At 71.2% G+C, this 20940-nt stretch carries 25 protein-coding genes and 1 pseudogene; 12 read left to right on the plus strand and 14 right to left on the minus strand.

Annotation, left to right across the window (positions count from 1 at the left end; genetic code table 11):
* The 6 genes from B9S57_RS14685 to B9S57_RS14710 all read right to left on the minus strand — a co-directional run.
* Positions 1 to 855, minus strand: an 855-nt coding sequence (locus tag B9S57_RS14685) for an ABC transporter permease (protein ID WP_146057760.1), incomplete at its 3' end; no start/stop codon positions are given.
* A gap of 4 nt (positions 856 to 859) precedes the next feature.
* Entirely contained in the window at positions 860 to 2377 is a 1518-nt protein-coding gene (locus B9S57_RS14690) for an ABC transporter substrate-binding protein (RefSeq protein ID WP_103516017.1), read from the minus strand.
* Positions 2378 to 2404: 27 nt separating this feature from the next.
* A complete protein-coding gene (locus tag B9S57_RS14695) occupies positions 2405 to 3052 on the minus strand; it encodes a GNAT family N-acetyltransferase (protein ID WP_103516018.1) in 648 nt (215 codons plus the stop codon).
* Positions 3053 to 3134: 82 nt separating this feature from the next.
* Positions 3135 to 3650 (minus strand): 2-C-methyl-D-erythritol 2,4-cyclodiphosphate synthase, encoded by a 516-nt coding sequence (gene ispF, locus B9S57_RS14700; protein ID WP_103516019.1) that lies wholly within the window; start codon positions 3648 to 3650, stop codon positions 3135 to 3137.
* Entirely contained in the window at positions 3640 to 4404 is a 765-nt protein-coding gene (gene ispD / locus B9S57_RS14705; protein ID WP_103516020.1) for a 2-C-methyl-D-erythritol 4-phosphate cytidylyltransferase, read from the minus strand. Before ispD ends, ispF begins: the two co-directional genes overlap by 11 nt.
* A 352-nt stretch (positions 4405 to 4756) precedes the next feature.
* Complete coding sequence (locus B9S57_RS14710) at positions 4757 to 5239, minus strand: CarD family transcriptional regulator (RefSeq protein ID WP_006380568.1); 483 nt, start codon at positions 5237 to 5239, stop codon at positions 4757 to 4759.
* Positions 5240 to 5913: 674 nt separating this feature from the next.
* On the opposite strand from B9S57_RS14710, the gene B9S57_RS14720 reads away from it, so the two are divergent.
* Positions 5914 to 6579 carry a DUF461 domain-containing protein gene (locus B9S57_RS14720; protein WP_103516022.1) on the plus strand — a complete coding sequence of 222 codons (666 nt, stop codon included), beginning with the start codon at positions 5914 to 5916 and terminating at the stop codon, positions 6577 to 6579.
* A gap of 64 nt (positions 6580 to 6643) precedes the next feature.
* Here the strand turns inward: B9S57_RS14720 and B9S57_RS14725 are convergent, their stop codons facing one another.
* Together B9S57_RS14725 and B9S57_RS14730 are read right to left on the minus strand one after the other, a co-directional pair.
* On the minus strand, positions 6644 to 7324 hold the full coding sequence (locus B9S57_RS14725) for a response regulator transcription factor (RefSeq protein WP_014047499.1): 681 nt from the start codon (positions 7322 to 7324) through the stop codon (positions 6644 to 6646).
* Entirely contained in the window at positions 7321 to 8589 is a 1269-nt protein-coding gene (locus tag B9S57_RS14730; protein ID WP_103516023.1) for a cell wall metabolism sensor histidine kinase WalK, read from the minus strand. The genes B9S57_RS14725 and B9S57_RS14730 overlap by 4 nt, the downstream gene beginning before the upstream one ends.
* Before the next feature lie 198 nt (positions 8590 to 8787).
* Here B9S57_RS14730 and phoU point away from each other — a divergent pair, with 198 nt between their 5' ends.
* Positions 8788 to 9465: a phosphate signaling complex protein PhoU gene (gene phoU / locus B9S57_RS14735; protein WP_103516024.1), complete on the plus strand. Its 678-nt coding sequence runs from the start codon at positions 8788 to 8790 to the stop codon at positions 9463 to 9465.
* Positions 9466 to 9779: 314 nt separating this feature from the next.
* Positions 9780 to 9920 (plus strand): hypothetical protein, encoded by a 141-nt coding sequence (locus B9S57_RS34465; protein WP_181011345.1) that lies wholly within the window; start codon positions 9780 to 9782, stop codon positions 9918 to 9920.
* Between the two features lie 108 nt (positions 9921 to 10028).
* On the opposite strand, the gene B9S57_RS14740 is transcribed toward B9S57_RS34465, so the two are convergent.
* Entirely contained in the window at positions 10029 to 11306 is a 1278-nt protein-coding gene (locus B9S57_RS14740) for an MFS transporter (RefSeq protein WP_103516025.1), read from the minus strand.
* A gap of 209 nt (positions 11307 to 11515) precedes the next feature.
* On the opposite strand from B9S57_RS14740, the gene B9S57_RS14745 reads away from it, so the two are divergent.
* Entirely contained in the window at positions 11516 to 12277 is a 762-nt protein-coding gene (locus tag B9S57_RS14745; protein ID WP_103516026.1) for a phosphoglyceromutase, read from the plus strand.
* 124 nt (positions 12278 to 12401) lie between these two features.
* On the opposite strand, the gene B9S57_RS14750 is transcribed toward B9S57_RS14745, so the two are convergent.
* Positions 12402 to 12866 carry a GNAT family N-acetyltransferase gene (locus B9S57_RS14750; RefSeq protein ID WP_103516118.1) on the minus strand — a complete coding sequence of 155 codons (465 nt, stop codon included), beginning with the start codon at positions 12864 to 12866 and terminating at the stop codon, positions 12402 to 12404.
* Positions 12867 to 12990: 124 nt separating this feature from the next.
* Between B9S57_RS14750 and B9S57_RS35445 the strand changes: the two are divergent.
* The 3 genes and pseudogenes from B9S57_RS35445 to B9S57_RS14765 form a co-directional block, all read left to right on the plus strand.
* Positions 12991 to 13131 (plus strand): annotated as a pseudogene (locus B9S57_RS35445) (VOC family protein); the annotation flags it as partial.
* 404 nt (positions 13132 to 13535) lie between these two features.
* On the plus strand, positions 13536 to 13784 hold the full coding sequence (locus B9S57_RS14760) for a hypothetical protein (protein ID WP_103516027.1): 249 nt from the start codon (positions 13536 to 13538) through the stop codon (positions 13782 to 13784).
* Positions 13781 to 14023, plus strand: coding sequence for a hypothetical protein (locus B9S57_RS14765; protein WP_103516028.1), 243 nt, complete (start codon positions 13781 to 13783; stop codon positions 14021 to 14023). The genes B9S57_RS14760 and B9S57_RS14765 overlap by 4 nt, the downstream gene beginning before the upstream one ends.
* 9 nt (positions 14024 to 14032) lie before the next feature.
* Here the strand turns inward: B9S57_RS14765 and B9S57_RS14770 are convergent, their stop codons facing one another.
* Positions 14033 to 14545 (minus strand): MarR family winged helix-turn-helix transcriptional regulator, encoded by a 513-nt coding sequence (locus B9S57_RS14770; RefSeq protein WP_103516029.1) that lies wholly within the window; start codon positions 14543 to 14545, stop codon positions 14033 to 14035.
* 75 nt (positions 14546 to 14620) lie between these two features.
* Between B9S57_RS14770 and B9S57_RS14775 the strand changes: the two genes are divergently transcribed.
* Both B9S57_RS14775 and B9S57_RS14780 read left to right on the plus strand, forming a co-directional pair.
* Complete coding sequence (locus B9S57_RS14775; RefSeq protein ID WP_103516030.1) at positions 14621 to 15292, plus strand: nitroreductase family protein; 672 nt, start codon at positions 14621 to 14623, stop codon at positions 15290 to 15292.
* Positions 15289 to 16227, plus strand: a complete 939-nt coding sequence (locus B9S57_RS14780; RefSeq protein WP_103516031.1) for an EamA family transporter — start codon at positions 15289 to 15291, stop codon at positions 16225 to 16227. The genes B9S57_RS14775 and B9S57_RS14780 overlap by 4 nt, the downstream gene beginning before the upstream one ends.
* On the opposite strand, the gene B9S57_RS14785 is transcribed toward B9S57_RS14780, so the two are convergent.
* Positions 16196 to 16972 carry a hypothetical protein gene (locus tag B9S57_RS14785; RefSeq protein WP_103516032.1) on the minus strand — a complete coding sequence of 259 codons (777 nt, stop codon included), beginning with the start codon at positions 16970 to 16972 and terminating at the stop codon, positions 16196 to 16198. The two genes, B9S57_RS14780 and B9S57_RS14785, sit on opposite strands and share 32 nt — an antisense overlap.
* A 321-nt stretch (positions 16973 to 17293) precedes the next feature.
* On the opposite strand from B9S57_RS14785, the gene B9S57_RS35450 reads away from it, so the two are divergent.
* Positions 17294 to 17689 carry a phosphotransferase gene (locus tag B9S57_RS35450; protein WP_103516033.1) on the plus strand — a complete coding sequence of 132 codons (396 nt, stop codon included), beginning with the start codon at positions 17294 to 17296 and terminating at the stop codon, positions 17687 to 17689.
* On the plus strand, positions 17673 to 17810 hold the full coding sequence (locus B9S57_RS35455; protein ID WP_258036390.1) for a hypothetical protein: 138 nt from the start codon (positions 17673 to 17675) through the stop codon (positions 17808 to 17810). Before B9S57_RS35450 ends, B9S57_RS35455 begins: the two co-directional genes overlap by 17 nt.
* 69 nt (positions 17811 to 17879) lie before the next feature.
* Here B9S57_RS35455 and B9S57_RS14795 read toward each other — a convergent pair whose 3' ends face one another.
* Both B9S57_RS14795 and mshA read right to left on the minus strand, forming a co-directional pair.
* Positions 17880 to 18386 carry a YbjN domain-containing protein gene (locus B9S57_RS14795; protein WP_103516034.1) on the minus strand — a complete coding sequence of 169 codons (507 nt, stop codon included), beginning with the start codon at positions 18384 to 18386 and terminating at the stop codon, positions 17880 to 17882.
* Between the two features lie 43 nt (positions 18387 to 18429).
* Complete coding sequence (gene mshA / locus B9S57_RS14800; protein ID WP_103516035.1) at positions 18430 to 19779, minus strand: D-inositol-3-phosphate glycosyltransferase; 1350 nt, start codon at positions 19777 to 19779, stop codon at positions 18430 to 18432.
* A gap of 193 nt (positions 19780 to 19972) precedes the next feature.
* On the opposite strand from mshA, the gene B9S57_RS14805 reads away from it, so the two are divergent.
* Positions 19973 to 20758, plus strand: a complete 786-nt coding sequence (locus B9S57_RS14805; RefSeq protein ID WP_103516119.1) for a class I SAM-dependent methyltransferase — start codon at positions 19973 to 19975, stop codon at positions 20756 to 20758.
* The last annotated feature ends 182 nt before the right edge of the window (positions 20759 to 20940 follow it).

A 20940-nucleotide genomic window follows, 5' to 3' on the forward strand; every position in this document is an offset into this window, starting at 1 on the left:
GAGGAGGAGCAGGAGCAGCACGCAGGCCTGGAGGACGGGCAGGTCCTGGGCGAGGGCGGCGGCCAGGGCGGTGCCGCCGAGCCCGGGTACGGCGTAGAGCGTCTCGACGGCGACCGCTCCGCCGGTCAGCCCGACGACGACGAGGCCGAGCTGGGGCAGCAGCGCGGGCGCGGTGCGCCGCAGGGCGTGGGCGGCGATCCGGCGCGCGGGCATCCCGTGGGCGGTGGAGGCGCGCGCCCAGGGTTCGGCGAAGGCGGCGGGCAGCGCGTCGTCCAGGAGCCGCCCGAGCAGCGCCCCGGCGGGCAGGCCCATGGCGAGCGCGGGCAGGACGGCCTGGCCCGCGTCACCCCAGCCGAGGGCGGGGAACCAGCCCAGCTGGACGGAGAGGACCGTGGCCAGGACCGCGGCGAGGAGGAACTCCGGCAGTGCGGCGAGCACGGCCGCGCCGACGCCCGCCCGGGTGGTGACGAGCCGCCGCCGGGCGCCGCGCCGGAGTGTGCCGGCGACGAGGGCGAGAGCCAGGAGGACGGCGACGGCGAGTGAGGCGCCCATGAGCGTGAGGGAGGTGCCGAGCGCTGACGTCACGTCGGGGCCGACCGGCTGTCCGGAGACCCAGGACTCCCCCAGGTCCCCGTGCGGCAGTCCGGACGCCCATCTGCCGAGGACGTGCAGCGGGCCGCCGTCGAGTCCGGTCTCGGCACGGATCGCGTCGAGCACGGCCGGTGTGGGCGGCCGGTCGGCGTAGCGGGCGTGCAGGATCGTCAGGGCCGGGTCGGTGCGGGTCAGCCTGGGCAGCAGGCCGATGACGGCGACGACGGCCAGGAGCGCGCCGAGCCGTCCGGCCAGGTACTTCACGGGGTCACCCGACGTGGGTGTCGGCGGTGATGAGGGTGCGTTCCATCGGGTCGAGCGCGACACCTTCCACGCGGGCGTCGTCGTAGCCCTGGACGAAGCGCTCGTGGACGAGCGGCACGAGGGCGTCGGCGGCGAGGACGGCGGCCTCGGCGGTCATCTCCGCCCGGTGCCGGGCGGCGGTACCGGTCAGCGAGGCGGCCTCGGCCACCGCGGAGTCGACGCGCTCGTCGCACAGCTGGGAGATGTTGAAGCTGCCGTCGCAGGTGAAGTCGGAGGCGAGGTAGGAGACGGGGTCGGCGGTGTCCAGCAGGGTGTTGCGCGCCTGGATGAAGGCGTCGTACTTCCCCGCGAGTGCGTCGGCCTCCATCTGCGCGTAGTCGCGGACGACCTGCTTGACGGTGAAACCGCGCTTCTCCAGCTGCTGCTGGACGAGGGTCGCGACCTCGGGGAGTTCGGGCCGGTTGGTGTAGGTGGCCAGGACGATCTCCTTCGTCCGCGCCACCTCCGCGCGGCTCGCCGCCGGGATCCGGCCGGTGGGGTCCGTGCGCAGGCCGGCGGCCCAGGGGATGCCGGGGCCGAGGAGTCCCTGCGCGGTGTCGGCCCGACCCTCGTACACCCCGTCGACCAGGGCCTTCGAGTCGACGGCTTCGCGGGCTGCGGCGCGCAGGGCCGGGTCGGCGAAGACACCGTGCCGGGTGTTGAGGGAGAGGCCGTTGGTCCGGGCGGACGGGAATGCGTGGACGTACGAGTCACCGAGGAGCGAGGCCTGGGAGATCGGCACGTACTCGGCGACGTCGACGGCCTTCGTGCGCAGCGCGTTGGCGCGGGCGGTGCCGTCGGCGGCGAACGTGACGTCGACGCCCGGGGCCTTCGCCTTGCCACCCCAGTAGTCGGTGTTGCGCTCCAGCGTGGCCGAGACTGCGCCCTTGACGCCGGTCAGGGTGAACGGGCCGGTGGCGTGCCCCGCGGGGTTCACCTTGCCGTTCCCGTAGGCGCCGGCGGACAGGATCGTGAGCGAGGGATTGGCGAGGCGCTGCGGGAGCAGCGGGTCCGCTTCCCCGGTGACGATCCGTACGGTGTCCCTGCCCGTGGCCGTCGCCTCGAGGGTGGTGTCGGACAGGACCCTGGGCGGCGGGGACGCCTTGCCGGCCGCGGTGAGGGACCGCACGACCGCGTCGGCGTCGACCTTCGCACCGTCCTGGAACACGGCGTCGCGGAGGGTGAACGTCCAGGTGGTGGGGTCGTCCTGCTTCCAGGACGCGGCGAGCGCGGGCCGGGCGGCGCCGTTCCTGTCGAGCGTGGTGAGGCCCTCGACGACGGCCAGCCGGCTGAGGGTGACCGCGTCGTCCCCGTAGGGGGACATGGCCTGGGCGGGCGGGAAGGCCATGACGACCCGGAGCCGCTGTGCGTCGCCGGACGCTCCGGAGCCGCCCGACGAGGAGCAGGCGCCGAGCGGGAGCAGCAGGGCGGCGGTGGCGGCGATGACCGGCAGCGGGGAGCGGCGGCTTCGGGGCGTAGGCATGAGGGGAACCCTATATGGAAACGATTATCATTTGATATTCAGGGTGGCCCGGCCCGGGAGTACGGGCATCGGGAGCTCGAAATGGACGATGCCCTGGCCCCCGCCGGGCAGCGCGCGCTCGTCGCAGACCTCGCGGGCGAGCGACCGCCAGAACGGCTCGGCGCCCGGCACGGCCGGATCGGTGTGCAGATAGAGGGTGCTGTAGCCGCCGGCCCGCGCGGCGAAGTCCCCCAACTCCCGCACCAGCTCCCGGGCCAGGCCGTGCCTGCGGTGCTCGGGGCGTACGTAGATCCGGCACAGCTGGGCCGTCGAGCCGGAGGGGAAGCGGTCGGCGACCCACTGCGGGTTGGGCGGCGCCTGAGGGCCCCGGTCCCGCACCGCGCCCGTCGCCACGACCTCGTCGCCGCGCACGACGACCAGGAGGGTGCAGCGCGCGGGACGCAGATAGGCGCCGTCGATGTCGATGATGTCCGCGTGCCAGCGGGGCACGTAGCCCGAGCGCAGGTCGCGGTAGACGGTGTCCAGCATGACGGCCCGGGCCCCGCCGACGTCCTGCGTGGTGGCGGTCCGCAGCACGTATCCGTCGCCCCCGGCCGGCGCGTCGCACACCCCTGCCACCCCGGTGGTCGCGCTCACCACTGACGCTCGCCCTCGCTCTCGGCACGTACGGCACATCACTTGCCGCATCAGCGTACGTGCAAGTGATGTGCAATAAGTCGCCGGGGCGTGCCGTCCCGCCCGCTCCTGAGCTCCCGCGTCAGCCGGCGGCGCGGTAGACCAAGGCGGTCGCGATGCCCGCGATGCCCTCGCCCCGGCCGGTGAACCCGAGGCCGTCGGATGTCGCGGCGGAGAGCGACACGGGCGCGCCGACCGCCTCGGACAGCACCTTCTGGGCCTCGTCACGTCGCTTGCCGATCTTCGGCCGGAGACCGACGACCTGGACGGCGACGTTGCCGATCTCGAAACCCTCCGACCGCACGATCCGGGCCGCCTCGGTCAGCAGGGTGACGCCCGAGGCGCCCGACCACTCCGGCCGGCCCGTACCGAAGTGCTGACCCAGATCGCCGAGCCCGGCGGCCGAGAACAGGGCGTTGCAGGCAGCGTGCGCCACGACGTCCGCGTCGGAGTGCCCGGCCAGACCGGGACCCTCGCCCTCCCACAGCAGCCCGGCGCACCAGAGCTCCCTGCCCTCCTCGAAGGCGTGGATGTCGGTCCCGATGCCGACGAGCGGAATCACGGGAGCCGGCTGCTGCTTCACTGTCTCAGAATCCATCGTTCGCCCTCCGGCGTGCGAGAACGGCCTCCGCGAGGACCAGGTCCAGGGGCCGCGTCACCTTGAACGCCTCTTCGTGTCCGGGCACGACGACGACCGGCGAGCCCAGCCGTTCGACCATGCCCGCGTCGTCGGTCGCACCCTCACCGTGGACGGCGACGCTCTCGTGCGCACGCACGAGTGTGTTCCGGTCGAAGCCCTGCGGCGTCTGCACCGCTCGCAGCCGCGCCCGCACGGGGGTCGAGAGGACCGGCTCCGGCGCGCCCGCCTCACCCGGCTCGACCTCCTTGACGGTGTCGGCGAGAGGAAGGGCGGGAACGACGGCGGGAGCCCCGTCCCGTACGGCCTCGATGACGGCGTCCACGGTGTCGACCGGCACGAGGGGCCGGGCGGCGTCATGGACGAGTACCACGGAGACGTCGTCCGGCAGGGCGTCGATGCCGAGCCTCACGGATTCCTGGCGTGTCGGACCGCCGGGGACGACGACGTAGTCCGTGCGCTCGGGCAGCGCGTGACCGTCGATGAGGTTCTTGACCTCGGGCGCGCCGTCCGGGGGTGCGACGACGACGACGAGCGAGACGGCGCGGGACGCGGCCATCGCCCGTACGGCGTGGATCAGCATGGGGGTTCCGCCGAGCGTGCGCAGCGCCTTCGGGGTACCGGGGCCGAGCCGGACGCCACGGCCCGCGGCGGGGATCACCGCCGCGGTGCGGGAGGGGCTCGGTTCAGCATGCGTCGGTGACATCGGTGACATCGGGTAGCACTCCGAAGCTTCGGCAGGTTTGTTCCCACGGCCGACCTGGGTATGGCCTGGGCGTGCCCCCGGCCGTAGGTTGGGGGAGAACCGGGCGCTGAGCCTTGATCCGACCAGGACCCCTTCCGTGACCCCTGGTCGGCTGAGGCGCGGCGGAGACCGGTGGCGTGGCTGAGAGGGACGGCAGAGGTGCGCGTCGGGACCGCTTCCGGGCGGATCCTTGTGCGGATCCGAACATGCCGCAGCGCCCGACGACTCACCGTGAAGACGGCTGGTCAGCGGGCACCGCGGCACATTTCAGGCGACCGGATTCAGTTCGCCGGCGTCATCCGGCCGACCGGTGTCGTCCGGTTCAGGACGCGAGGACCTCGTCGAGCAGGGCCTCGGCCTTGTCCTCGTTCGTGTTCTCCGCGAGAGCGAGCTCGCTCACCAGGATCTGGCGGGCCTTGGCGAGCATGCGCTTCTCACCTGCGGAGAGTCCACGCTCGCGCTCGCGACGCCACAGGTCACGCACTACTTCGGCGACCTTGATGACATCGCCGGAGGCGAGCTTCTCGAGATTTGCCTTGTAGCGTCGGGACCAGTTCGTCGGCTCTTCGGCGTACGGCGCGCGCAGCACCTCGAAGACCCGGTCCAGCCCCTCCTGCCCGACTACGTCGCGCACACCGACGAACTCCGCATTGTCCGCCGGCACACGAACCGTCAAGTCGCCCTGGGCGACCTTGAGCACCAAGTAGGTCTTGTCCACGCCTTTGATCTGACGAGTTTCGATAGCCTCGATCAGCGCGGCCCCGTGATGGGGATAGACCACGGTGTCGCCAACCTTGAACGTCATGTGACAGGTACCCCTTCCGTGGCTATCCAGAGTAACACGAGAACCGCTTCTCCTGAATGGCGTTTTCGCAGGTCAGGGCATATCTCGGGGCTTGACAACCACAACACGAACGTGCTGCGAGAGCCTTCCGGAAGGCGATATTCGCAGGTCGGAGCATGCGTACGGCCGACCAGAAACGCGCGCGTCACACATGCCGGAAGCCCTCCAGAAGGGGCCTAACGTCCCGTTTTGCCGGATTCTGCACGGTGAACTTTCCGTACTCCGTTCGGACATCGATCACCCGTACGGCTCTTAGTGTCGGTGGTCAATGAAATTGATCAACACCCTGGGGCCGGGTGGATTATGCGCGGGAAATGCGCCACCACCCGGAAATCGATCATCGCCGGTCGACGCACGGCTCACCCCGCGTTATGTGAACGGCGCGTGAATCACGGTGGCGCGGGGACGGCCGCGCCGTGGCCGGAACACATCGGCGACACGGCCGGAAGACATCGGCCCTGCCGCAGTCACACAGGTCGGCCGCCCCTAGGGGCGGGTCGGGTGCGGGCCCCGGACGACGGCTCGGTAACCTGAGGCCGCTGACACACACTTAGGGCGGCTTTACGGCCGCTCGGGCCTTCCTGTCCGCAGAGTCCGAAGTCCGCAGTCCGAACGTTCAAGGAGTTGCCGCCGCCGTGAGCCGCAGCCTTCGACACGGCGCCCTCGCCGCCACTGCCCTCGTATTCTCGATCGCCGGTCTGTCCGCGTGCGGTGCCGGCAACGACGCGCAGACGCTTCAGGTCAGGCCGGACAACGCAGCGACCGCTGTCGACTCCATCAAGATCCAGAACCTGAACATCATCACCCAGCCCGAGCCGGACGCCGAGGGACCGGCGGTCATCACCGCCACCCTGTTCAACGACGGCGCGAAGCAGGAGGTCGTGGAGAAGGTCACCCTGCCGGGCACCGACGCGATCGTGAAGCTGCAGGGCGCCAAGGGCAAGGGACCGCTCGTGGTCCCCGCCCGCGGACAGGTGATCATCGGCGGGAAGGACAACGCCTCGGCCGTGATCGAGAACGGCAGCCAGGCGGGACGCAACGGCAACGTGCAGACCGTCGCCTTCACGTTCAGCGAGACGGGCGAGATCGCGCTCGGCGCCGCCATCGTGCCGGCGACCAGCTTCTTCAAGGACTTCGGCCCGAGCTCGCTGCCCTCGGCGAAGCCCATGCCGACGCCCTCGGACTCCGCGTCCGAGACGCCCGGGGAACAGGCCGAGGCGCCGGGCGAGCAGTCGGGGAGCCCTTCGGCCACACCGACCGACTCGGCCACGCCGACGGACGACGCGGCCGCCGGACACTGATTCGACGCGCACGTGGGGGGTGTCTCCGTCGGAGACACCCCCCACGTGGTCCGCGGCCCCCGGTTTACGGCTCGAACTTGTAGCCCAGGCCCCGCACCGTCACCAGGTACCGCGGAGCCCCGGGGTCGGGCTCGATCTTGGCCCGGAGCCGCTTGACGTGGACGTCGAGGGTCTTGGTGTCGCCCACGTAGTCGGCGCCCCAGACCCGGTCGATCAGCTGCATGCGGGTCAGCACACGGCCCGCGTTGCGCAGGAGCATCTCCAGGAGGTCGAACTCCTTCAGCGGGAGGTCGACCTTGCCGCCGGAGACCGTGACGACGTGGCGGTCCACGTCCATCCTGACCGGTCCGGCCTCCAGGGCCGCCGGGGTGACCTCCTCCGGCTCGCCGCGTCGGCGCAGGACCGCGCGGATGCGGGCCACCAGCTCCCGCGAGGAGAAGGGCTTGGTCACGTAGTCGTCGGCTCCTATTTCCAGCCCCACGACCTTGTCGATCTCGCTGTCCTTGGCAGTGACCATGATCACCGGGACGTTGGACCGGACGCGCAGCTGCCGGCAGACCTCTGTACCGGGAAGGCCCGGCAGCATCAGGTCGAGCAGCACGAGGTCGGCGCCGTTGCGCTCGAATTCGTCGAGGCCGTCCGGGCCGGTGGCCGCGATGGCCACCTCGAAGCCTTCCTTGCGGAGCATGTAGGACAGGGCGTCGCTGAAGGATTCCTCATCCTCGACGACAAGCACTCGGGTCACGGAAGAGCCTCCGGGGCAGGAAATGGTTCAAAAGAATCGGTCCCGTACGGCCCGTCGTCGTCAACAGCTCCGTTGACGACGAGCGGTCCGCCGGTGGTACGACCCCGTACGACGCCCGACTCGGGCAGCCGCAGGGTGAACGTGGAGCCCTGGCCCTCCGAGCTCCATACGGTGACCTCCCCGCCGTGCGAGGCGGCCACATGCTTGACGATGGCGAGGCCCAGACCGGTGCCACCGGTGGCCCGTGAGCGGGCCGGGTCGACGCGGTAGAACCGCTCGAAGACACGCTCGCGGTCCTTCTCGGAGATGCCGAAACCCTGGTCGGTCACGGCTATCTCGATCAGGTCCCCGCCGGGCGCGGCCATCTTCCGGGCGGCGATGCCGACGCGGGTGCGGGCGGGGCTGTAGTTGACGGCATTCTCCACGAGATTGCCGAGGGCGGCGGCGAGCTGGCTCCGGTTTCCCCAGACGGAGAGGTTCGCGGTGCCGCCCGACGCCATGGTGATCTGCTTCGAGCCGGCCTGCTGGCGGCACCGGTCGATCGCCTCGGCGACCAGCTCCTCCACCCGCACGGGCTCGGCGTCCTCGAGCGGGTCGTCGTTCTGCACCCGGGAGAGGTCGATGAGCTCCTGGACCAGGTTGGTCAGCCGGGTCGCCTCGATCTGCATGCGGCCGGCAAACCTCTCCACCGCCTCCGGGTCGTCGGAGGCGTCCATGACGGCCTCCGAGAGCAGGGAGAGGGCACCGACCGGGGTCTTGAGCTCATGGCTGACGTTGGCGACGAAGTCACGTCGCACCGCTTCTATGCGACGGGCCTCCGTGAGGTCCTCGACCAGCAGCAGGACCAGGCGTGACCCCAGCGGAGCGACCCTGGCGGAGACGGCGAGCGCCTCGCCCCGGCCCGTGCCGCGGCGCGGGAGGTCCAGCTCGACCTGTCGTATCTCACCGTCGCGCCGGGTGTCCCTGGCCATGTGGAGCATCGGCTCGACCGCCAGGCGTCCGCCCCTGACCAGGCCCAGCGCGTACGCGGCCGAGCTGGCCTTGACGACGCTGTCGCTCTCGTCGAGCACGACGGCGGACGAGCTGAGCACGGAGAGGACCGTGTCCACGCCCGGGGGAAGAGCGGCGTTACCGTCGGGCCGCAGGGACGTACGCGTGGGTCGCTCCTGCTCGCGTTCGCTCCAGCGGAACGCCAGCATCGCGATCACACCGGTGCACAACCCGGCGATCGCGGCAGCTGCGGCGACCGCCGCGTTCACGTCCATGCCTCAAGGTTATGCGGGCGCGCCGACACTCTCCCAGCCATCCGGGTGCCATCTCGAACACTCGTCGCCCAGAGTTCACCAAGGGGATAGTGCCGGTTCACTTAGGCGGCCGGATCCCGACGCGTTGGGGAAGCACCGTGGCAACGTGGGGGTCGGCACCGGACCCCGGCCTCAGTAAGGATCTGGAGAGGGACTTCCATGCGCGACGCTTACCACGAGGAACTCGATTCGATCGGCGAAGGCCTGGTCGAGATGGCCCGGCTCGTCGGTTCGGCGATCGGACGGGCGACGACCTCGATGCTCGACGCCGATCTCAAGCTCGCCGAGAGCGTGATCGCGGCGGACCAGAAGGTCGACGACCTGCAGCACGACCTGGAGGCCCGCGCCATCGCACTGCTGGCCCGCCAGCAGCCGGTCGCCACCGATCTGCGGATCGTGGTCACCTCGCTGCGGATGAGCGCCGACCTGGAGCGCTCGGGCGACCTCGCCCAGCACGTCGCCAAGCTGGCACGGCTGCGCTTCCCCCAGACGGCGGTCCCCAACGACCTGCACGCCACCATCCTGGAGATGGGCCAGCTCGCCCAGCGGCTGATGGCGAAGGCCGCCGAGGTGATCATCACCAAGGACGTCGACCTGGCGCTCCAGCTGGAGCAGGACGACGACGAGATGGACCTGCTGCACCGCACGCTGTTCCAGCACCTGATGGACGACCGATGGAAGCACGGCATCGAGACCGCGGTCGACGTCACCCTGCTCGGGCGCTACTACGAGCGCTTCGCCGACCACGCCGTGTCGGTCGCCAAGCGCGTCGTCTACCTGGTCACGGGTGAGCACGCGGACGAGATCCAGGCGACGCCGTCGGTCGAGGGGGCGTAGGGACGCGACCCCCTCGGCCGCCGAGGGGGTCGCGACCGCTCAGGTCACCGGGAGGGCGCACGGGTCGGGCCGCTCCGGTCACCTCGGGGGCACAGGGGACACGGCCGCCTCGTCAGCCGGGGGGGGCGTAGAGGGCGCGACCGCTTCAGCGGTCGTACATCCGTTCCCGCACTCGTGCGCCGTTGACGCGCCCTCCGGGCTGGGCATGCACTGGGTGCGGGGGCGGCACGCCATGCCCGTACGCCCCCGCCGTCGGCATGTGCGCGCCACGCCCGTGCCGTACACCGTCGAGTCGTACCCCCTGAGGAGGGACCATGACCGATTCCCCCGTGACCGAACCCCAGCAGGAGTCACCGACCGAAGTGGTGCATCTGACCGTGCTGGGGGCCTGCGGCTGCGGCTCGGGCTGCGGATGCGGCTGCCAGTCCGGCGCGCCGTGCCAGTGCGGCGGCTGAACGGAACCGCACCGCAGGGGTGCCGCTGACGGACAGACGTCCGTCAGCGGCACCCCTGCGGTGGTGTGTCTCCCGGCTCGTCCCGTTCCCGTTCAGGCCGCGGGCTCGTCAGGCCGCGGGCTCGGCCACCGTCCGGTCCACGGGTGCCGGCGTGGGGACCTGGACCGGGGCAGGCTCCGGCAGGTTCAGGTTCCTCATCAGCAGCCAGTAGCCGAACGCGGCCACCGTGCCGAGCACCGCGCAGGTCCCCCACAGCCAGACGGCGCCGTAGTGGTCGATCACGAAGCCGGACATCAGCGGTGCGACGAGTGCCGCCACCGACCAGGACATCGTGTACATGCCCTGGTAGCGGCCGCGGCCGTGCGCGGGCGACAGCTGTACGACGATGCCCGTCTGCGTCGGTGCGTTGACGATCTCGGCCAGGGTCCAGACACAGACCGTCAGCGCGTACACCCCGACCGACCCCGCGAAGGCCGTCAGCCCGAAGCCGTACCCCGCGACCAGCGAGGAGAGGATCAGCAGCCGGCGCGGGTCGCGATGCTGGATGAACCGGGTGACGGGGATCTGCAGGGCCACGATCATCACGCCGTTGACGGCGATGGCCGTTCCGAAGTCGGAGCTGGACAGCCCGTCCGTCCCCATGGCCACCGGCAGGCCCACGTACCCCTGCTGGAAGATCAACGCGACGAGGAACGACAGGCCGACGACACCCATGTACCGGCCGTCCCGCAGGACGGTGCTCAGCCGTACGTCGTCCGGCGCGGCCACCCCCGCGGCCCGGGGCGCCTCCTTCGGCCGTGACTCCGGCACCCGGAGGAAGACGACGACGGCGCAGAGCAGCGTCAGGGCGGCCTCGCCCATGAATCCGGCCAGGTAGCTGTACTCGGCGATGAATCCCGCGCCGGCCGACGAGACGGCGAAACCCAGGTTGATGGCCCAGTAGTTGAGCGAGAAGGCCCTGACCCGGTCCTCGGGCCGGACGATGTCCGCCATCATCGCCTGCACGGCCGGGCGGGACGCGTTGCTGGTCATACCCACGACGAAGGCCACACCCGCGATCGCCACCGGATGGACCATGAAGCCGAGCACGGCCACGGACACCGCCGTGGAGAGCTGCGCGATCAGCATCGTCGGGCGCCGCCCGAGCCGGTCCGTCATCACCCCGGCCCCCAGGGACGACACGACCCCGCCGAGCCCGTGGAGCGCGGCGACGAGACCGGCGTACGAGGCCGAGTAGCCCCGGTCCAGGGTCAGATAGAGCGCCATGAACGTGGCGACGAAGGCCCCGAGACGGTTGACCAGCGTGCTGGTCCACAGCCACCAGAACTCCCGGGGGAGCCCGGCGACCGTCTCGTGTGCGGCCTTTCTGAGACCGGCGACAGACATAGGACTTCCCCCCGGGACGTACGCGTGCGGAATGGATGAGGGCCGGGCCTGTGTAAGCGGTCCAACCGCTGTCCGAACATTACGAAGACCGAATCCCCGGCCGCCACTCAATTGACGTCCGCCGTCAATCGGCCCATCGCCGAACCGCCCTCCGTCCGCCCTGTGACCGAGCGAGCGGGGGCCGCACGGGTTCGATTACGCTCGGACCCATGGCCGACGCACCGTACAAGCTGATCCTCCTCCGCCACGGCGAGAGCGAATGGAACGCGAAGAACCTGTTCACCGGATGGGTGGACGTAGACCTCACCGACAAGGGCGAGAAGGAGGCGGTCCGCGGCGGTGAGCTGCTCAAGGACGCCGGCCTGCTCCCCGACGTCGTGCACACCTCCCTCCAGAAGCGCGCGATCCGCACCGCCCAGCTCGGGCTGGAGGCCGCGGACCGCCACTGGATCCCCGTGCACCGCTCCTGGCGGCTGAACGAGCGCCACTACGGCGCCCTCCAGGGCAAGGACAAGGCCCAGACGCTCGCCGAGTTCGGCGAGGAGCAGTTCATGCTCTGGCGTCGTTCGTACGACACCCCGCCGCCCGCCCTCGAGGACGGCACCGAGTTCTCGCAGAGCGCCGACCCGCGCTACGCGACGATCCCGCCGGAGCTGCGCCCGCGCACGGAGTGCCTCAAGGACGTCGTCGAGCGCATGCTCCCGTACTGGTACGACGGCATCGTCCCGGACCTCCTCGACGGCAAGACCGTCCTGGTCGCCGCCCACGGCAACAGCCTCCGCGGCCTGGTGAAGCACCTGGACGGCATCTCCGACGAAGCCATCTCGGGCCTCAACATCCCGACAGGCATCCCGCTCGCCTACGAGCTGGACGCCGACTTCCGCCCCCTCAATCCGGGCGGCACCTACCTCGACCCGGACGCGGCGAAGGCCGCGATCGAGGCCGTGAAGAACCAGGGCAAGAAGAAGTAACGCGACACCATTAGGCCCCCGCTCTGCGATTTCCTCGCGGGGCGGGGGCTCACTGATGGGGCCGGGCCGTGTCCGGGACGGGGCCCGTTCGCGAGTGCAGGCGAATGCGTGGTGAGCGGTGGGCTTAGGCGGGGTTCTCGTCGAGTACCAACATGATGTGCTCACTCTCCCCGTACCGGACCGTCTCGGTACGCCGGAAGCCGTGCTTCTCCAGCAGTCGCACCGAGCCGGTGTTCCCGGCGAAGGGATCGGCGTGCAGGGGACGGGCCTTCTCCCGCTCCAGGAACAGCGCCAGTGCCTGCGTGCCGATCCCCCTGCCCCAGTACTGCCTGCCGAGCCAGTACCCGATGAAGCGCCGCCCCTCGTCCCACCACGCCACCACGTTGCCCGCCAGTTCTCCGTCGACGGTGACGGCCTGCACGGAGTTGGTGGGGTCCCCAAGAACCTTCGTCGTCCAGTGGGTCATGAAAGCTTCCCGTTCCCGGGGCCGGAACTTCGACCGTTCCATCGCCTCAGGATCATGCTCCTGCGCGAAGAACTCCTCCAGATCGGCCAGTTCAACGTCTCTCAAACGCACCTGATCACTCATGCCGTCGGAGTCTGCCACCAGCCACTGACACTCCCGGGGGCCGATGGCTTCCGTCCGCCGTGCCGGCATCCTCTCTGCGGCATGCCCCAGCTGCGGAGACGAGCCTTGCACCCACCTCTCCTGCATCGGGTGGTCAGTACCAGTTCCGTCCCCTGGAAGCGGATGTACGCGGGCACGGCGGTTCTACTCCGAGAAGCTCGGCCTGGATCCCGTCGACGAGCGGCCGGGCGGGCTGCTGTACCGGTGCGGGCAGTCGGAGTTCGCCCCGGGCATCGGCCAGCCGGCCACGTAAGCGCGCACGGCCCCTCCCGCGCCGCCCGCTCACACGGGCGCCACGCCCCCGTTGCGGGGAGGAGGCCACGGGGAAGACCCCGGGCCCGCCAGGACACGCGGCCGAGCCGCTCGCCGTCGGCAGCCGTGGCCTTCTCCTGGCCTCCCTCGCACCCAACGAGGTTCTCCCCGAACTCCGTTGGTGAGGTTCGGCGGCACCGCTTCCCGGACCGGTGGCGCAGCTCGGCGTGTTCCTGGTCCGGCTGTGCCGGGAGCAGACCGCCCGGCCGGGGTTCCACCCGCTAACCTGACCTCCACGTCCGCCCGTTACCCAGGTTCACGCCCCGGGGGTAGGGGACGGTCAGGGCGCGGAGAGCAAGGAGATCGGGGAGAGCGATCATGGGCGAGTCTCTGAAGACCTTCGTCGGCGGCACCGAGGTGGACGTGCCCAACAGCATTCCGGCGATCCGTGCCGCGCTGCCCGAGGGCAGACGCGAGGAGTTCGACCAGGCGATCAACGACGCCGGGGTGCACGAGATCCAGGCCGTGATGCGTCACTGGATGCTCGAATCCGTGCCCGATCCGGAGGCCGAGCGGATCCTGGTCCGGCTGGCGCAGGACGAGGCCGAGAGGCGGAAGGTCGCTTGAGCTTCCGCATCTCCTTCGCTCCTCCCGCCGACGACACCCTGGCCAAGATGCGCGACGCCGACTCGTTCCGGGACGAGATGGCGCGCACCCTGGGCCTCGACCCGTACGGACACGCCTCGACCGCCGTGAAGCGCGAACGTGACCGGCGCGAGGCGACGGTGTCCGGGGCCATCGTCCTCTACTACGTCTCCGGGACCGTGCTGACGGTCACCGTCGTCAGGCTCGTGCCGCTGCCGTGAGGCGGGTCCTCAGCCCAGCCTGACCTGACGGTCGGTGTCGCCGAGGGATTCCAGCAGGCCGCGCAGGCCGTCCGCGACCTGGTCGCGCTGCTCCTCGGTGAGGCCCGACAGCAGGCGGTTCTGGTTCTCCACGTGGTCCACCAGTGCCCGGTCGATCAGCTCCCTGCCCGCCTGTGTGAGCGAGACGTGCACGCTGCGCCCGTCCTCCGGCCGGCGGGTGCGCACGACGAGCTCCCGCTCCTCCAGCCGGTCCAGCCTCTGCGTGATGGCCCCGGACGTGACCATGGCGGAGCGCATCAGCTCCGCGGGGGTCAGACGGTGCGGGGCCGGGCTGCGCCGCAGCGTGGCCAGGACGTCGAACGCGGCGGGGTCGAGATCGTGCGCGCCGAAGACGGTGCGCTGTTCCGCCTCGACGATCCGGGACAGCCGCTTGATGCGCCCGATCACCCCCATCGACGAGGAGTCCAGCCCGGGGCACTGCTCCGCCCACTGCGCCAGTACGCGGTCCACATGGTCGCTCATGGCACCAGCATATCTTTATCTTAGAGTTGAGATACTTACTTGCTTAGCGCTAAGCAAAAACGCTACGGTCCAGCCATGACGCAGGACACAGGCCATCTGACCGTGCCACAGGCGATCCGCACGCGCCGCAGCATCCGCCACTACCTGCCCGACCCGGTCCCCGATCGGCACCTGACCGAACTGCTGGACCTGGCGCTGGAGGCTCCCTCCAGCTGGAACGTGCAGGCGCGCTTCGTCGTGGTCGTCTCGGACGACGAGGGCCGGGCCGCGCTCGCCCGGGCCACCGGGGGCCAGCCGCATCCCCAGGAAGCACCCCTCACCCTGGTGTTCGTGGCCGGGAGCCAGGCCTGGCGCGAGGACCTGAGCGACATCTACGAAGGGGCCCTGCGCAACGGCGCGTGGAACGAGCGGTTCGTGAGCGGCTTCTCCCGGGCCACCCTGGAGTTCCAGCAGGACCTCGAGGAGCGGGGCCTGCTCCGCGAGTACGCCGTCAAGGACGCGATGATCGCCGCCACCTACGCGATGCTCGCCGCCACCTCCATGGGGCTGGCCACGTCCCCGATGAACGGCTGGGACGAGCGGCAGGTGAAGCGCGTCATCGGCGTGGAGGACCGCGACGACCTGCACATCGCGATGCTGCTGCCGGTGGGCAGGCCCGCGGAGGCCCGTACCCATCCGGGACGCCGGCCCCGGTCCCGCCAGGCGTTCACGGGCCGCTACGGACACGTCGGCGGCAGTGCCCGGTGAGGGGTAACCGGATCGCCGCCGACTCCGCGATCACCGCCCTCGCCCCGCTGGTCTGGGGCTCCACCTACCTCGTGACCACCGAATTCCTGCCGCCCGACCGGCCCTTGCTGGCCGCCACCGTGCGAGCCCTGCCGGCGGGCCTGATCCTGCTCGCGATCGGCCGGACGCTCCCGCGGGGGCACTGGTGGTGGCGCGCCGCCATGCTCGGCACCCTGAACATCGGGGCCTTCCTCTACCTGCTCTTCGTCGCCGCCTACCACCTGCCGGGCGGAGTGGCGGCCCTGGTGATGGCCGTGCAGCCGACGGTCGTCCTCGCTCTGTCGGCGCTGCTGCTGAAGGAACGGATCACGGTGACGCACGCCTCGGCCTGCGCCCTGGGCATCGCGGGCGTCGCCCTGCTGGCCCTGACCCCCCGCGCGGGGCTGGACGCGGTGGGGGTGGGCGCCGGGCTGCTCGGCGCGGTGAGCATGGCGACCGGCATCGTGCTGACCAAGCGCTGGGGGCGCCCGATCGGGGTGGGTGTCCTCACCTTCACGGGCTGGCAGTTGAGCTTCGGCGGGATCCTCCTGCTTCCCGTCACCCTGATCGGCGAAGGGCTGCCGGACGCGGTCGACGGGCGGCATCTCGCCGGCTTCGCCTACCTCGGGCTCATCGGCGCCCTGCTCGCCTACGCGGTGTGGTTCCGCGGCGTGGAGCGGCTGCCCGCGCTGACCGTGTCCGTACTCGGCTTCGCCTCGCCACTGGCCGCGACGGCGCTCGGCTACCTCGTCCTGGACGAGACCCTGTCGCCGGTACAGCTCGCGGGCGCGCTGACGGTCGTCGCCGCCGTCTTCCTCGCCCGTCCGCGAACGCCGAAGGGGCGGGAGCCGTCCCCCCCGCCCCCGCCCCCGCGTCGTCTCCGGATCAGTCGAGCTTCCCGAGCTGCGCGTCGATGAGAGCGGTCGGCAGCGCGAACTCCGCCTTCTCGCCCGTCTTGCCGAGGTTGAAGGAGAAGAACGTGGCGACCGTGCCACCCTGACGGATGCTCACGAGCTTGAACGGAACGGCTTCGTCACCCTCACCCATCCGCAGCCCCCAGGCGAGGGCCTCCTCGCCGCCCGTCACCTTCTCCTCGGTCAGCTTCGTGACCTTCTGCTTCGAGCCCTTCATCGACAGGGTGAACCCGTCGGCGCACTTCGCGGCGGAGTCACGCAGCTCGGCCATGCTCCTGGCCGCGCCGTCACCGTCGTAGGAGGCCAGGGTGACCAGGGAGGACGTCACATCGAGCATGCCGGCCAGGGCGTCCTCGGGGTCGGCGGACTCGTCCTTCTTGGGCTCCTCGACGGCCTTGCGCCCGGCGTTTCCGACGGGAGTGCCCCGCTTGACCCCGTAGAAGGCGAAGCCGATGGGCTCGCACTCCTTCTTGTCCACGGTGACGTCCCCGGGCTGCGCGATGTCCTCAGGGCCGGTCTTGGTGATCTTGTGGCCCTCGACGTCACCCTGCTCCAGCGACACCTTCTCCAGCTCGGCCGAGGACAGCGCCTTGACGGCGGCGGGCTTGGAGGAAGCGTCGTCCTTCGCCCCCGAGGCGCCGCCGTCGCCCTTGGCGTCGGAGTCCGAGCCGCTGCACGCGGTGGCGAGCAGGGCCAGGGACGCCACGGCGGCGGCAAGGGCGGTGCGGCGTACGGCGGTGGCGCGCATGGTTCGTTCAACTCTCCGTCCGAAGGAGCAACGCCCCTCTCCCGGCGCGCAATTCGCAGCTGCCGCGGGAAGGCTGTCGCAGTACGCCACACTCTACGATCGGACACCTGTCCGATGATCACCCCTGATGATCACGGAATGTGATCGTGATTCCCCTGTGATCACCCTGTGAAGCTCCTGTGGGCGGCCGACTCCGCAGCCGCGCCGTTGGGGACCGCCCGTGCCCGTCGACGCGACAACAGCCGTGCTGGACGCCGTCGGCGCCCACGGTCCGTACGCACGCGTGCAGCTCACCGGGGGCACGTACAACACCGTGCCCGGGTGACGTGCGAGGACGGCAGGGCCCGGGTCGTGAAGATCTCTCCCGCGCACTCCACAGACCTGAGCCACGAACAGCGGCTGCTCGTCAACGAGGTCACCCTCTACGACGCGGCCGCAGCGGCCGGGGGTGCCACGGTCCCGCGGGTCGTGCACAGTGAACTCGCCCCGGAAGCGACGTCCGGGGCGTACGTCGTCATGACCGCCTGCCCCGGAGAGCCCTGGAGTGCCGTCGCCGGCGACCTGACGGAGGGCGAGACGCGCACGCTGCGCGCGGAGTTCGGGAGCATCGTCGGCCGGCTGCACAGCGTCACGGTGCCCGCCGGATTCGGATGCCGTGCTCGCCGACGCCGAGGCGTACGGGGCGAGGCCGCCGCGACCCGTGGGGCAGATCCGTGAGGTGCTCGCCGGAGCGTCGGACGTGCTGGACGAGGTGGCCCGGCCCGCCCCGGTCCACTTCGATCTGTGGCGGGGGGATCTGCTGGTTGCCGGGGCGCGGGGGCCGACGCACTGGCCCTGACCTGGAAGAACGTGGCCCCACGGCCCGTCATGGCACTGGACGGCCTGGCCGCCGCACCGGACGTCCGCCTCAGGAGGGACGCTCCGTCAGGTGCCTGAAGGCGTCCAGGTTGCGGGTGGACTCACCGCGCTCGACCCGCCAGGCGTACTCCTTGCGGATCGCGGACGCGAAACCCAGCTCCAGCAGCGGATTGAACGCGCCGTCCGCCGCTTCGAGGACCGCCCCCAGCAGCCGGTCGAGCTCCTCGGGCGAGACGACCGAGAGCGGCAGCCTGCCGACGAGGTAGATGTCGCCGAGCGGGTCGATGGCGTAACTCACCCCGAACAGGCGGAGGTTGTGCTCCAGGAGCCAGCGGTGCACGGCCTCGGCGTTTTCGTCCGGGTGGCGGATGACGAACGCGTTGAGGGAGAGGGAGTGCTGCCCGACGATCAGGGAGCAGGTCGTGGACAGCTTGCGCGTGCCGGGCAGTTTCACGACATAGCTGCCGGGCCCGGGGCTCTCCCATGCGAGCTCGGCGTCGTCCAGCGTCGCCTCGATGACCTGCGCCGCTGCTGCCTCGTCGGATACGTCAGCCATGGTGCGAGCGTACGACAGGGTGGCGGGCGCGGCGCCCGGCGCCTCAGCCGTGGTGCGAGCGGGCGCGGCGGCGGTGGTCGTGCATGGCCGCCGTGTACACGTCGGCGGTGGCCGACGCCGCCGTGTCCCAGCCGAACGACTGGGCGTGCGCGGCGGCGGCCTCGCCCATCCGGTCCGCCAGCTCCGCGTCGTCCGCGAACCGGCCGAGCGCCTGCGCGTACGCCTCCGGGGCGTGGCCGGGGATCAGGAAGCCGCTGACGCCGTCGCGCACCGCGACCGGGAGACCGCCCACCTCCGCCGCGACCACCGGCGTGCCGGCCGCCTGGGCCTCGATGGCGACGAGGCCGAAGGACTCGCTGTACGAGGGCATGACCAGCACGGACGCCGCCCGGAACCAGTCGGCGAGCTGGTCCTGCCCGACCGGCGGGTGGAACCGTACGACATCGGCGATGCCGAGGCGCGCGGCCAGCTTCTGGAGACCCTCCGGCTTGGCGAGCCCGCTGCCACTGGGGCCGCCGACGACGGGCACGACGATGCGCGAGCGGAGCGAGGGGTCCCGCTCCATGAGCACGGCGACGGCGCGCAGCAGCACGTCCGGAGCCTTGAGCGGCTGGATGCGGCCGGCGAACAGCGGGATCAGCGCGTCCTGCGGCAGGCCGAGGCGCGCCCGGGCGGCGGCACGGCCGTCGCCGGGGCGGAAGCGGTCGAGATTGACTCCGGGGTGCACGACCGCGACGGACGCCGGGTCCGCCTCGTAGAAGCGGATGAGCTCCTCGGCCTCGCCCGCGGTGTTCGCGATGAGCCGGTCGGAGGCGTGCACGATCTGGGTCTCGCCGATGACACGGGCGGCGGGCTCGGGGGTGTCGCCCTCGGCGAGCGCGGCGTTCTTGACCTTCGCCATGGTGTGCATGGCGTGGACCAGGGGCACGCCCCACCGCTGGGCGGCGAGCCAGCCGACCTGGCCGGAGAGCCAGTAGTGGGAGTGGACCAGGTCGTAGTGGCCGGGCCGCTGCCCCGCCCAGGCCTGCATCACGCCGTGGGTGAAGGCGCAGAGCTGAGCGGGCAGCTCCTCCTTGGCCAGGCCCTCGTACGGCCCCGCGTCGATGTGCCGGACCAGGACTCCGGGCGCCAGCTCGACCACCGGGGGCAGCCCGCCGGTGGTGGCCCGGGTGAATATCTCGACCTCGATGCCGATCGCGGCGAGGCGCCTGGCAAGCTCCACGATGTAGACGTTCATGCCGCCCGCGTCGCCGGTGCCGGGCTGGTGCAGAGGGGACGTGTGCACGGACAGCATCGCGACGCGGCGCGGCTTGCGATGTCCGGCGAACCCTCCGGGGAAGCGGATCCGGGGTGCCGCACGGCTGCTGCCGAGCCGGGAGACGTACTGGCTCACGGGTCCGCTCCTCCTCGCTCAGGGCATGACACGTACGGGGCACAAGGCCCCTTCGAAGTGCCAGAACAGCGGAACCTGACCTTTCATTTCCCACTTTGCCAAATCGTTGCGATCGGCCCGGCGCGTCGGGGAGCGCCCCGCGCACGCCGCTGGTCCGCGTGTGCCCGTCGGCGCTTCGCATACGCTCCTTCTCATGCACCAGCGCCCCATCGGCACCGCGACCCGCGGGACCACCAACCCCAACCGGCTCCGCCGCATGGACCGCTGGATCGCCGCCACTCACGGGCCCGCCCTGCGCCGCAGCGACTCCCCCGTCGCGGTCGATCTGGGCTACGGCGCCGCGCCCTGGACCGCCGTGGAGCTGATGGAGCGACTGCGCACCGCGGAGCCCCGCACCGCGGTCGTGGGCATCGAGATCGACCCGGCGCGGGTCGCGGCGGCACAGCCGTACGAGCGCGAGGGCCTCACCTTCACGCACGGCGGCTTCGAGATCCCCCTGCCCGGCCGCCCCTCCCTCATCCGGGCCGCGAACGTGCTGCGCCAGTACGACGAGGGCGAGGTGGCCGCGGTCTGGCAGCGGCTCTGCGCCCGGCTCGCCCCGGACGGCCTGCTGGTCGAGGGCACCTGCGACGAGATCGGCCGCAGGCACGTATGGGTCGCGCTGGGGCCCGAGGGGCCGCGCACCGTCACCTTCGCGACCCGGCTCGGCTCGCTGGAGCGCCCCTCGGACCTCGCCGAGCGCCTCCCCAAGGCCCTGATCCACCGCAATGTGCCGGGCGAACCCGTCCACGCCTTCCTGCGGGACCTCGACCGCGCCTGGGCCACCGCCGCCCCGTACGCCTCCCTCGGTGCGCGGCAGCGCTGGATCGCGACGGTCCGGGCGGTCTCCGCCGACTGGCCGCTGACGGACGGCGAACGGCGCTGGCGACAGGGCGAGATCACGGTGCGCTGGCCCGCGCTGCGACCCACCGGGCGGTGAAACGACGCAGGCGGGAAGGGGGTGAACATCACCGGATCCGGGAACGCCTGCGGATCACCGTTCGTCCCCTGTGTGACGGGGCGGGTGACGCGGACCTCTGTTGCTTTACGGGACAACATGGCACGATCGCGTCGTCACACAAATGTTACTGATGGTAAGTCACATGTGCGCGATATGGCTTC

This window comes from Streptomyces sp. SM10 (assembly GCF_002910915.1).
Classification (GTDB): Bacteria; Actinomycetota; Actinomycetes; order Streptomycetales; family Streptomycetaceae; genus Streptomyces.